At 58.1% G+C, this 12,626-nt stretch carries 7 protein-coding genes; 3 read left to right on the top strand and 4 right to left on the bottom strand.

The annotated features are described in order from the left end of the window. Window positions 1-87: 87 nt before the first annotated feature. From EI171_RS38290 to EI171_RS38305, 4 genes are all read right to left on the bottom strand, one after another. Window positions 88-933, bottom strand: coding sequence for a hypothetical protein (locus EI171_RS38290; RefSeq protein WP_161536347.1), 846 nt, complete (start codon window positions 931-933; stop codon window positions 88-90). Next, window positions 930-3,935, bottom strand: a complete 3,006-nt coding sequence (locus EI171_RS38295) for an AAA family ATPase (RefSeq protein WP_161536348.1) — start codon at window positions 3,933-3,935, stop codon at window positions 930-932. The genes EI171_RS38290 and EI171_RS38295 overlap by 4 nt, the downstream gene beginning before the upstream one ends. A 181-nt stretch (window positions 3,936-4,116) precedes the next feature. Next, complete coding sequence (locus tag EI171_RS38300) at window positions 4,117-5,541, bottom strand: hypothetical protein (protein WP_161536349.1); 1,425 nt, start codon at window positions 5,539-5,541, stop codon at window positions 4,117-4,119. A 729-nt stretch (window positions 5,542-6,270) separates the two neighbouring features. After that, entirely contained in the window at window positions 6,271-7,341 is a 1,071-nt protein-coding gene (locus EI171_RS38305; RefSeq protein ID WP_161536350.1) for a hypothetical protein, read from the bottom strand. 305 nt (window positions 7,342-7,646) lie between these two features. On the opposite strand from EI171_RS38305, the gene EI171_RS38310 reads away from it, so the two are divergent. From EI171_RS38310 to EI171_RS38320, 3 genes are read left to right on the top strand one after another with little or no spacing between them, the layout of a single operon-like run. Continuing rightward, window positions 7,647-8,801: a patatin-like phospholipase family protein gene (locus EI171_RS38310; RefSeq protein WP_161536351.1), complete on the top strand. Its 1,155-nt coding sequence runs from the start codon at window positions 7,647-7,649 to the stop codon at window positions 8,799-8,801. Between the two features lie 2 nt (window positions 8,802-8,803). Next, window positions 8,804-10,672, top strand: coding sequence for a hypothetical protein (locus EI171_RS38315; RefSeq protein WP_161536352.1), 1,869 nt, complete (start codon window positions 8,804-8,806; stop codon window positions 10,670-10,672). A 4-nt stretch (window positions 10,673-10,676) separates the two neighbouring features. Beyond that, on the top strand, window positions 10,677-12,347 hold the full coding sequence (locus EI171_RS38320; protein WP_161536353.1) for an MBL fold metallo-hydrolase: 1,671 nt from the start codon (window positions 10,677-10,679) through the stop codon (window positions 12,345-12,347). The last annotated feature ends 279 nt before the right edge of the window (window positions 12,348-12,626 follow it).

Genomic DNA, 12,626 nt, shown 5'->3' on the forward strand with positions numbered 1-12,626 from the left:
CTGCAGCAACGGGGATCAGCACTAGAATGGCGAGAGCTGTTGCAGCCCGCCGCGCAACATCGAAATTCATTCCATCGCCTTTCGTTCTCAAATTTTCCTTAGCGGCAATTCTATCGCTATTCCCTTGCCCGCGATGCGCTGACGGATGATCTCGAATCCGAGTTTCTGCATCGCCGTATAGGCTTCTCGCCCCTCCCAGATCGCATTGATACGCTCGCGCAACTCGTCCTGCTCCTCGCTGCCGGTCAGGACAGCCGTGCAGTATTGCTGCAGCAGTGCACGTGCGCTGCCAAAAGCAAGCTTGCGCGCCTTCACCAGGACCTCGCGGCGGTTCAGACCCAACAGGTGAAGCGTCTGCTTGCCCATCTCGGTTCTCGCAACGACCTCGCCGCTGTCCAGAAACTGCAGGTGATCATTCGGCTCATCCTTGCTCGGATTGATGAGCAGTGCGATCTCCTTTTTTTCTTCATCGGGCTCGGATGCGCGGAATCCGTCGACCGGAAAGCGATCCGCTTTGCCCGCGCCCTCGTCCTTGCCCGCGCCGTGTTTGCGATAGCGGTTGCAGTCAATGCAGGCGGGAAACAAGTTGTCCCAGTCGTAAGCGAGCCAGTAGTAGCCGGGATGATCGATTTCGCCCCACTTGCTGACCTTGACTTTGATTGGCTTGAAATTGTCGTCGGCAACGCGGCCCTTGGGACGGAAATGCTCGACGTCGCCGGGCTGATTGCTGCCGATCACAGTCTCGCAGTACGCGCATTTTTGATTGAACAGCTTCAGCAGAAAGCTCATGTACTTTTTGTAGAGCTGGTCGCTGACTGTGGTGTCGCCCCGTTTCTTGAACTCCTTGATCAGCTCGCCACGCTCACGCGTAGCCTCGGTGAAGACGTCCTGCCAGGACGGGTCCTGTTGGGGGTCTTTTGCTACCCTAATCATGAGACCACCTTCGAATTTTCTGTGCTAGCCGCCTCGAAGTGCTTGCGCAGGGTCTCCATCTGTTCGGCCGACCACTCCTCTGGCTCTGTGGTCTTGGCGACGGCGGCCTCGGTGATCGCGCCGTAGCTCACATTGTTGAGACGCTTGCCCAGCTCCTGCAGCTCCTTCTCCTCGGACTCGGTCCTCTTCACCTTCTCGAAAAGGTCGTAGTAGCGGTGGATGAGGCGTTCCGTTTCCGGATTGCGGTCGGACTGCAGGCCGAACACCACGCTTGTCAGGATTTCCTGGCTGCTGCGACCGTAGAAATCGAGGTCGAATGGCAGCGGGCCGACGCGTCCGGTGCGCCTGTCGCGCTCCAGCACGCACATTTCCTTGGCGCGCAGCGCACCTGCGAGCAGCGGCGAATGCGAGGTAGCGATCACCTGGACGTTCGGGAAGAATTTCTTCGATAGTTCGACGAGTCGCCGCTGCCAATCCGGATGCAGATGGGCGTCAATCTCGTCGATCAGGGTGATTGCATGCTGCTTCTGCGGGTCAGATACATGCGGATAGAAGTCGTACATCCGTTGCACCAGCACGCCGAGCCAGTTGAAGATCGATACCATACCCTGACTCAAATCATCGAACGGCACGTCCTCGGGCGAAGCAGCGTCCCTGTCATCGGTCTTCACACGGATGACATAGCTGCTGTCGAGCGGTGCAAGTTTGCGAAACATGCCTGGCACTACATCGCGGATCATGTCGTCGAGTAGGGTCTTCTTCGCCAAAGCGCGTGCATCTCCGCGGCCGGCTTGCTCCAGCACGTTGATCAGCCACTGCTTGAAGCTGCCGAGTCTGCGATCGACCTCACCGCTCACCAGTGGCAGCCCGTCCGCGGGCTCCGCAAGACGAGCCTCGATTGGAGCCACACCCTTCGGATTGATGGTAGGGGCGCCGCGCAGGGCCGGGAAGCCGAGCACGAGCGCCAGACCGCCTTGCACCGGGGTGGTCGCGCTCGCCACCACCGATACATCGCGATTGCGCACGAGCCGCGTGCGCAGAACCTGCGAGCCGAACGTGAGCTCGATTGTCGCTTCGCTTTTCCCCACCTGGAGCAGGCGGGTGGCAGCGGCCCCCGCTTCATTCCCGCAGAGCGCAAGACCGATGGCCCGCAAGATGCTCGACTTGCCGCAGCCATTAGGACCGAAGATCACCGTCCATGCGGCCCCGGGGACGCCGGAAATCTCCGTCTGGAATTTCAGGTCGAGGTTCTCGAACAGACCAATATTGGTTAGCTTGATCGCTTCGATCCGGCTGGTCGCGAACTCATGGGACGAGCCTTGCGGCCGGGCACGGGCCGGCGCGGCGGCGCGGCTGCGGGCGGCCAGCTTCCCTACGAACTCCGTTACCGCGGTGTGGGTCGCGTCCGCAGTGTAGGGCAAAAGCGTCACGCCGAATCGCGATAGCGTCGCACCTAACAGGCCGATGTCATGGCGATCGGGCACGAGCGCGAAGTGCCGGTCGCCCGTAACCTCCAGGTCGACGCCAACCGCCTGAAGGAACTGCTCTAGCGTGGTGGCGCCGACGCCGATGAACATGAAATTCTGCGTTTGCAGCAAGAGCGCCATCTGGCGCTGAAACTCCGGCCAGCGCGCGAGGTTGCGGCGGAATTCGGTCATCGACAGCGACAGGGAATCGGGCCGATCGAGATCGCCCATCGGCCGCAGGAACGGATGCGTACCGCTTTTGATCGCGTTCGGCAGCTCGCTTGCTTGGTCTAGCGCGAACTTCGCCCAGCCGGACTTGGTTGCGAAGATCCCGTCTGCCAGCGTGTCGCGCGCGAGCGTAATGGCGCCGCGCCACGCAAGATCAGCCAGAGTCGTGTGCACCGAACGATTCGGCCGCGTGCCGGAGACGATCTGTTGCATCTCGCGCGCGATGCGCTCGTGTGGGACCGCGGCTGCGATTGCATCCATGACTTTGTTAAAGCCATCGCCTGACACGGCCAATTTTGCCTCGGCTTCGACGCTGTCAATCAGGCTCTTCGGCAGCCCATCACGCAGCTGCTCCACTAGCCGGGCCACGAATGCCGGGCCATCCGGGAAACCAGCCTGCGCGGAGGCGCCCCCGCCGAGCGCCAACATCGCCCGCCCTTCCGCAAGTGCCGTTAGTAACGTCGGTGGCAGTTCGGGTGTCGGCAGTACCGGCCGCGCCACCGCGCCTGCCTCCGCTTCGGGCTGTTTGAACGGAACCACAATGGGTGGATCGAGCTTCTGAGGCTTGCCCCGAACAGTACGGAACGCGACGAGGCCGAACAGGGCAAAGAGTACCACGCCAGCCGCTGAGAAGCCGATCAGTGTCAGCAAGGGGCTGCGGACTGTAATGTTGAGAGGGTTCGACTTGATACCGGCTTCGCGGTCGATAAGGTAGACGATATGGGACGAGCCCCAGTTGATGCCGAGGAACGTTGAGCGCACTTGGCTATCGAGTGTGAAGACAATCGATCCCTTCATCCGATCAACGCGTGAGTTGCCTGCGCTCGCCTGGGGTGAATCAGGAAGGCGCGTCGAGGCCACACCCCGAACGATAGTCTCGCCATCGATCGCGATTGCCAGCCGATCCAACGCCTCGCCCATGCCCAGTCGGGCGCTCGAGTCGTCCACATACCGCACGAACAGTTCGAAATACCCAACCGCTGCGCTGCCCAGGATTACGGGATCCGGCTCGACGTTGCCGAGACTAAGATCAAGGATCTGGAGCGGGGACCCGAGCTGGACGGGCACCTCAGGTTTGGCTGGTGCTGACTTTTCGACGGCCGAGCGCTGTTGAGCGCTTGGCGACGTCTGCTCTACATTCAGTGGCATCTTCTGGGCGTTCAGTGGCTGCTGCTGAACGTCCTGCGGAGGTGCGGCACTGCCTGGCTTGTCCATGGCAAGTGAAGGTGCTGCGGCGATCATCAGCGTGACAACTGGAACGGCAATCGCGCGTCGCGCTCGCCACACGGAAATCAGCATCGCACGCATGGCAAAATCCCCTCCCCGTTTCGGCAGCCAATTTCAGATCGGTCCCAACTCTGGGCCGTTCCGGCCTGCACGTCCTTAAACTGTCGATCTCTCCGCAATTTGCCACGATTCACTGACTGGCTCTTAAAGCAAATGTCTCCGTCAATGTGCCGGCGCGTCACCGCTGCCGGGGGCAACTAGGTCACAACAACTCGCCCTTTCGCAGGTCCCAGTATCGACGCTCGGGCCGCAGCCGCGGATCGGAGAACAGAGCTAAGCCGTCGCCCTGAATGGCGATATCGAGATCAGCATCTGGCTCCGAACCTACTTCGATCGGCGCTACCGTTAGGTTGACCGTGTCTGGAACGCGCTCAAGGTTGTTAGCAACGGAGCGCAGAATCTCCTTGGCCGACGTTTCATGGATTCCGAACAACAACGGCTCGCGCCCCCACCAAGGCCACCATGGGACTCCCCGCGACGAACTCGTCCAGAAGGGACCGCTAGAGTGGTTTACAACCCAGAACTCTTGAATAGAGCGATCCGGACCTATGTCCGCAACTCCTCGTCCGTCAAGAATATTGCGCAGGAAGCCTGCAGCGATGTCGGCGCCGCAGAGGAGAAAGGCTGATTCATAGTTTGCATAAGCTATGCGGCCGCTTGCCGTTCTCTGTTCACGCTCCCGACGAGGGCCACCATCGGTGGGCCCGCCGGGACCGCCGGGCCCACGGGGCCCGTGTCTCCTTTGCTCGAGCTGTCGCCGCAACTCCTCCTGCTGTTGTTGCCGTTGCGGTACCTGTTGCACTTGAATTTTCTGAACCTGGCGCGGCCCGTAAGTTGCGGCGGCTGACAGTGAGTTTACTTTCGTTTTAGCCTTCGCCGCCACCACAGCGATCGATTCAGGGCTCGCAACCGCCAGTGTCGACACCTGTTCACCTACGGCGCCCGGGGCGTGGTCGCCCTGAATAGCGCCGAACGCAATTCCATATCCGCCGGCCACGATGACATCACGGGCTGGCTGGCCAATGACATGCTGCACTTGTTCCGCAAACGCCTTGCGCGAAAGCGTCCGTATCGCGGCGCGTTTTGCCCGGACTCTCGAGAGGCTTCCCTTAGCTTCGGCGACCACAACGCTTTTTGGTTGGAAGCCATACTTGCCGGCAGGATCGTAAACAAAATCCGGCCTTCTCTTTTTCGAGTCAGGATCGCCTACGGATGGACTAAGCTCGATCTCCAGTACATTTGCTCGCCAATGAAAGCCGAGGCGCTCCATCACGAGATCTGCGACAGCCACTCCCATTTTCGCAGCCAAAGAGGTCAGATCTTCATCCGGAAGGATATCGACCTTTGTCGTGACCGAAAACTCGGCATTCCGAGGACTGACGAAAAGATTTATCCGCTCAGCATGACAAGCCGCGTTCGAGTGAGCGAGCCATATCCTCTCCTCTTGAGATAGATTTGGGACCGCAGACTGGAGCGTCGTTGTGCGAACGAGCGATAGGACCAAATCCTTCCAGCTGAAGAGAAGCGGACTTGCATACGACAAAGTGCCTCCTTCATGCGTAAGAGGATGAGCAACTCGGATGGTTTGCAAACCGGTGATCCGCTTTTTGGCGGGCTTCCAATTCATTGGTACACCCAAATTTCTTGATAGAACTATGAGCTCCACGAGCGACGTCTTGGAGAGCCCGGGTTTTTGACGCCTACCCGTTTCCCGTCGTCCCGACGTAACAACACGTGATGCTTGCAATATCAAATGTATACTACCATACCGCCTGGGTGAATGGAAGGAGGCCTCTCCGTTACCGCGTGTTCGTATCCAGTCGTCCTGACGTGGATCTCCTTATGGACGGCAGCGGAGGGGCTACGTACTCCCAGATTTCCCGAAAATAAACCCGCCAAGATTACCAGCGGATAACTACCCTCCAAGGCTTTCAGGCGACGGTGTCTCAGCCACTTAAACCTCCCATCGCCAAGGTCGCGAAGAACCCCATCAATACCCGTTGGTAACTCAACCTGAACCCGAGCCGTAACGAGGCTGATCCATTGCTTTTTGGCCGAGCACGACCCACGGACTCAAATGGACGATGTACCGGGCAAACTTTTCTGGTCGAGGACGAGAAAATAATCTCCGGCTTTGGAGACCGGCATGACGGAAATTGCCAATGAACCCGCTTGTGACGCGCCGTCAGAGAGCGAGTTGTCTATCGGTCAACTGCAAATCATTACCCAAGTCTGACGCATCATTTATGCTTCTTCTGGAGCGAAATTGCATTTTTCCAGCGCGATCAACGCATAGACTTCAGGCCGCTCACGGCCGTCCGTCAGACAGCACCGCCTGAGAGCTGGCTTGCCGAATTCATCGAGCTTGCACCAAAGTGACGGTCGAGGTTTTTGGTAGCGCATCCTTGGAGGTGGCGGCGGTTATCACCTGTGACACCAAATCCAACACCTGCAGTGAACGTGCTTCTTCGGTGCTGCCAAAGGCAGGTGTCGGGATGAAGAAATTCTCGCCACTGTACGAGACGGCAGCGGCCGCTCCGGCGGGGGCTGGAACGGCCCGCCTGACCTCGAAAAGGGGAACCGTCAGTCTTCGGTTGTCCTTTTCGACCAGTACCTCGGGTACAAACGGATGCGTCGAGTAATTCTGGGCCGCGATCAGGTCGCCGAGATAATACAGAATCGCTTGGGTGGTACGCGGCTTGAATGGCAGTTCAATCTCGAGAAGCCGCAATTGTCTTACAAACGTCTGGAAGGTGACCATCGCACATAGATCACGGCCAACATTTAGCAGTGTCATGGTCGCATGGGTTTCCGGAAAGTCTCGGCAGCCGGCGTTGTCAAAGCGGTCACGATCCCGTTCCATTGCGTCGCAGATATCAGCATCACGTTGATTGGCTCTCGCTCTGCACTTCGCCGCCGCTTCGGCTGCGATCCGTTGCCTTTTTTGCACCGGAAGCGTGTACTCTTGTACAAAGATCAGCTTCACCAATTCCTTAGGAAACTTCAGCTGATCGAAATACTCGACAATGCTGGGCGGCAGCGGACGCTGCAGCTCCTGGGCGAAAGCCGCATAGTTCAGATTGTTCATCGTGAATGATGTGAATCCGCCATTCACGTTGAGCGTAGGATTGATATTGTACGTCGTGAGGCCCAACGGATCGAAATTGAACGTCCCCCCAGCAGCCCCCGAAAAAGTCGGAGTCGCAGCGACGTCTCCGAAGCCGACGAAGGACATCGGCGCACGTTGACTCGCTCGGACCGCATTCAGCAGGATTTGACGATTGTTCGATTCGGCAATGGCTTGATTGTAGGCGTCAGCCTTATGTTCAAGCTCGCCTCGTGTGCAGCCCGTAGCGCAAGCCAACAACATCATCAAAGCAACAGCACGACGTGCTGATCGCACCCGACATTTCAATTGAAAGCGCACAGCCCCCTCCTATAACCCAAAATAGTTACGTTGCGTCCATCGCAACCGGGAGTCAACGGGCAGTCAGTGGAAACCCAGGGCATGCTTGTGATCGGAGAGAGCGTGGCACGCTTCGCAGGATGAGCGGAGGGTCCATCACCCAATGGGTCGGTCGCTTGCCAATTCTACCGAAGCGTGTATCGTTATTTCCGCCCTTTCATAAAACCTACTTTGTATGTTCGTAAGCATATTGCGGAGCGGCATGCCAATTGATGGATGCTCCTCTAAGACCAACCTCTCAGCATGAAGCTATTGGAGCGTTTCTGATGTCCGTGGACGAGTTCATCGACAGAGCCCCCTCCCAGCCTGAAGAGGGAATTGGCCTCGCGCTCTCTGGGGGTGGCTACCGTGCCATGGTATTCCATGTCGGGGCACTGATCCGACTGAATGAGCTGTCGCTGCTGCGCAAAATCAAACGGATCTCCAGCGTGTCCGGCGGCTCAATTACCGCTGGGATACTCGGTTCTAACTGGAAGAAGCTTACTTTCCAGAACGATGTTGCAACCAACTTCGACATCATCATCAACCAAGTAAGATCCATGGCTGATACCACTATCGACGCTGGTGCGATCATAGGTGGCATCCTGCTGCCCGGCTCCATCAGCGACCGCGTCGCAAAAGCTTACGACGATGTCGCCTTGAAGGGGGCGAAACTTGCAGATCTTCCCGACGATAGCCAACCGGGCAATCCGCGCTTCGTCATAAACGCGACCAATATTCAGACGGCGGCACTCTGGCGCTTTTCGCGCAACTACATGGGCGACTACAGGGTAGGATTGGTCGAGCGCCCGGATGTTCCGCTTGCGAAGGCCGTGGCTGCGTCCTCGGCCTTTCCCCCGATCCTGTCCCCGTGCGAACTCGATATCTCACAGGACGTCGTGAACACCCCAGGGGCTGACCTTCACCGCGAGCCCTACACAAAGACGGCGATCTTGAGCGATGGCGGAGTGTATGACAATCTCGGCCTGGAGACGATTTCGAAGAGGTACACGACGTTGCTGGTCAGCGACGCAGGACAGAAAATCGCTCCTGAGCCTGATCCGCATCGGGATTGGGCCCGCCACTCCTTGCGCGTGCTTGATACAGTGGACAACCAGGTCAGGAGTTTGCGCAAGCGACACCTGATCGATTCCTTCCAACGTAAAGACCACACGGGAACGTACTGGGGTATTCGGACGACCTTCGCCGACTACAGGCTTGGCCAGGATCCGCTTGGATGTACGACCCGCAATCCGATCCCCCTCGCTGAGGTGCCGACCAGACTGGAGGCGATGCCCAGGAATTTACAGGATCGGCTCATGAACTGGGGCTATGCCATCTGCGATGCGGCCCTGCGTGCACATATTGATCCGGCACTGCAGACGAAGCTTGGCGTCACCATAACCCCTCCGACGCAATTTCCTTTTGCTGGTGGATATTGATCGTGCGCGAGCCCAGCTCTCCCGCGTTCCGACGATTGCGCGTCTATGCGTTCGACCCTTCCGCCTCGACCGATCTGCGGACCGCGACCATGAACGCGGCAGTGATCAAAGTACCCTGGGAACAACTTGAGGCTGGTCCAACGGGCGAATACCTTGAGGTGATTGACGTAGACCCCGCGAGTGGGGCGTTTTACGAACCGGTTGACCTGAACTCACCGCAGCTGCTGGCGCAAGACGGGCACGCTCCATCGGAGGGCAACCCGCAATTCCATCAACAGATGGTTTATGCGATCGGCATGACGACGATCCGCAATTTTGAGAGCGCGCTCGGGCGACGTGTTCTTTGGGCGTGGAGATGGGCGCGAAGGGACGATCTGACTGCGTATAAACGCAGGACTTACATTGGCAAACTCCGCATCCATCCACACGCGCTGCGTGAGGCCAACGCATACTACAGTCCGCAAAAGCGAGCTCTCTTGTTTGGCTACTTTCGGGCCAGTGGTGAGGACGTTGGCAATAATTTGCCGGGCGGAATGATCTTTTCTTGTCTGTCGCACGACATCATCGCGCACGAGATGAGTCATGCGATTCTGGACGGCATGCACAGAATGTATCTTGAGCCGAGCAATCCCGACTCGCTGGCATTCCACGAAGCATTCGCCGACATCGTTGCGCTCTTGCAGCACTTTACTATGCCCGAGGCGGTCAAGAACCAAATTGGACGGCTACGCGGCGATCTCTCCCAGCGATCGCTACTCAGCAATCTTGCTCTGCAGTTCGGCCAGGCGATCGGCAACTACGGAGCTCTGCGCGATGGGATCGACAAGATCGACCCCGTGACCGGTCTTCCGGACGCACGTGCGATTGCGCATGTGACGGAGCCACACGAGCGCGGCGCCATCCTTGTCGCGGCGGTCTTCGACGCATTCGTAACCATTTATAGAACCCGCGTGGCGGACCTTATCCGAATGGTTACTGGCGAAGGCGAGCGCTTTCCCGACCGAGATCTTCATCCCGATCTGCTAAACCGGTTGACTGCGGAGGCGAACAAGACGGCAGGCCATGTCCTGCGGATGTGCATCCGTGCGCTCGATTATCTTCCTCCCGTCGACATCACGTTCGGCGACTTTCTGAGAGCGGTTGTCACCGCCGACAGCGATCTCGTCGCTGATGATGATCGTGGATACCGCATTGCCTTTGTGGAATCGTTCAGAAGAAGAGGTATCTACCCGCGGGATTGCCGATCCTTGGCAGTCGACAGCCTGTTGTGGGGGGAGCCGGACGAGGACGTGGCTCTCGGATGGCTCGACGGAATCGACACGAGCCACAAGGAAAGCCGCGAGGATCTTTGGAAGCAAGCCGTCGATAACGCGGGGGTCTTCTATGGACGGCTGAAGGATCGAAACAGATTACCGGCAGAAACTCTCCGCAAGATGGGATTGGCGCTTGATGACGACGCGCCGAAGACGATCAGGCGGTCGATCAGGGATGGCGGAGCCCCGGCTTTTGATGTTCAGTCGGTCCGAACCACGCGTCGTATCGGTCCTGACGGCGAGGAACTTCCACAGCTCGTGGTGGAGATCGTCCAGGAGCGCAGAGGCTTCAGCGACGCCAAGGACCAAACGAACGCCGACGCATCAGGTCACCGGTCGCGCGGGGCGGACTTCACCTTCCGCGGCGGCTGCACGCTGATTATCGACCTTCATTCCGGGAAAGTTCGGTACATCGTAAGCAAGGACATCTTAAGCGCATCGCGACTCGAAGCGCAGAGGCGTTTTCTGTTTGAGCGTGAGACGGAGTCGCTCGGAGCTACATATTTCGGTCTCGATTCCCGCGAAGAGCCGTTCGCCTTTCTGCATCGGAACGGATAACGCCATGTTGAGCGCACGAAAAACGGCAGCAAAGCGAAAGACTGCGAAAAAGACAGCATATAAGAAGCAGGCGCGCAAGAGAGGTGCCCCCTCTGCTCCATCTCCTGAAGCGGGACTGGATAGCGCGGCGGATGCAGTGTCAGACGCAACACCTGCACGAGCCAAGCCCGGCCACATCTCCGTTCGCATGTACAACAACATCCTCGGCGACTGCTTTCTGATCAGGGTTCCCGTCGGCCCCGAACGCGACGTGAAGATCTTGATCGATTGCGGAGCGCTCCAGGGAATGCCGTCAGCGGCGGACATTATGAACGAGATCGCCGCTGACTTAGCAAGAACGACGGGTTCTCATCTCGATGTCTTGGTGGTCACCCATGAACATTGGGACCATCTGTCCGGATTTTGTCAGGCGGAGACTATTTTCCGAAAGTTCGAGATCGACGAGCTCTGGCTTGCCTGGACAGAGAACGACAAGGATGCGGATGCGGCACGGATTCGTGCGCGACGGCAAAAGGCACTTCAGCTCCTGCTGACGCTTGACAAGCACTTCGGGCCGGCCGCAGCCGCTCCGGACGAGGATGACGAAGAGGCAGCAACAGCGCAAAGACGCGCAGGACAACGCGATGAAGTGAGAGAGCTGCTTGCGTTCACGGGTCAATCGCCAGGTGCGGCTGCATCGAGGATGGATACCGGAGCCATTCTGACGATGCTCAAGGGGCTTGCCAAAAAGGTCAGATATTTCACGCCAGGCGCGGATCCGATTCCCCTGCGCGCTGGAATTCCCGTCGAAGCATACATTCTCGGTCCTCCGAAGGATACCAAGTTTCTCCTCCGCAGCAACCCGCGAAAGGGAGAGGTCTACCTGACCGACGAGAGCGCTGGACTCGGCGTCTATTTGGCCGCGGCGGTTCAGCTGGAGAAAGAAGCCATTGCGCTTGATGCTGACGAAGCCAGAGCCATCGAACTTTCGATGCCCTTCGACAACCAGCATTTCCGCCGGCTTTCGGAAGTCGAACGGGAACAGAACCAGCCTTATTTTTCCGAACGCGAAGAATGGCGGCGTATCGACCGCGATTGGCTCGGCGCCGCGGAACAGCTGGCTCTGAAGCTCGATTCGGATACCAACAACACGAGCTTGGTTCTTGCTTTCGCGTTTGGAAGCAAAACTGATCCTCGCGTGTTGCTCTTCCCGGGAGATGCACAGGTCGGAAACTGGGAGTCTTGGCAGCAATACGTTTGGCCGAGCGGCGCCAAGCGAGAAGACCCAGCCGCTATTGACATACAAAAACTTCTAGCCGCAACGGTGCTCTATAAGGTCGGCCATCATGCCAGCCATAATGCGACACTGCGGGCCAACGGACTTGAACTCATGACCCATCCAGATCTTGTCGCCATGATTCCGGTGAGAGAGGAATTCGCTCGCAAAACGAAGCACTGGAACATGCCATTTCCCTCGCTACTGGCACGTCTTTTGGAAAGAACGAAGGGGAGAGTATTGCGTGCAGACAAGTCTTTGGATGATTTGCATGCCGACCGGGATCACCGTCAGGACAAACCAGGCGAGCTCAGTCGCGATGACTGGGAATCCTTCTTCGCGCGCGTCAGCGCAGGTCCCAAGTCAGCACATTCAGACGCAGCACCGCTGTACGTAGAGTATTCAATACCGCTCGCATGAGCACCAGCGAAAGAACGCAGCGCGCACTTGACGTTTCAGGTATGCGGGTTCACAAACCCAGGCTGGGGTTTGGTTTATTGGATCGAGAGCGTCATCGTCCGAACGGCTCGGCGAATGACTGGTCTAACGGCGCGACCTAAGATAGATGTTGTGCGCTCAATAGGGAATCCTTCGACTTCGACAGGCAACGATTTCCTAATAGATCGCGGGGGCTGCAAATCTTCGCTCATCTTGTGCGTGGCAGCATGCTGACCGACGCTCAGGTCATGAATGGAGGGT

This window comes from Bradyrhizobium sp. LCT2 (genome assembly GCF_009931255.1).
Taxonomy (GTDB): domain Bacteria; phylum Pseudomonadota; class Alphaproteobacteria; order Rhizobiales; family Xanthobacteraceae; genus Bradyrhizobium; species Bradyrhizobium diazoefficiens.

Excerpts from the sequence above, each read along its gene's own strand:
- EI171_RS38290 (WP_161536347.1), bottom strand. The coding sequence starts at position 933 with ATGATTAGGGTAGCAAAAGACCCCCAACAGGACCCGTCCTGGCAGGAC.
- EI171_RS38295 (WP_161536348.1), bottom strand. The coding sequence starts at position 3,935 with ATGCGTGCGATGCTGATTTCCGTGTGGCGAGCGCGACGCGCGATTGCC.
- EI171_RS38300 (WP_161536349.1), bottom strand. The coding sequence starts at position 5,541 with ATGAATTGGAAGCCCGCCAAAAAGCGGATCACCGGTTTGCAAACCATC.
- EI171_RS38310 (WP_161536351.1), top strand. The coding sequence starts at position 7,647 with ATGTCCGTGGACGAGTTCATCGACAGAGCCCCCTCCCAGCCTGAAGAG.
- EI171_RS38320 (WP_161536353.1), top strand. The coding sequence starts at position 10,677 with ATGTTGAGCGCACGAAAAACGGCAGCAAAGCGAAAGACTGCGAAAAAG.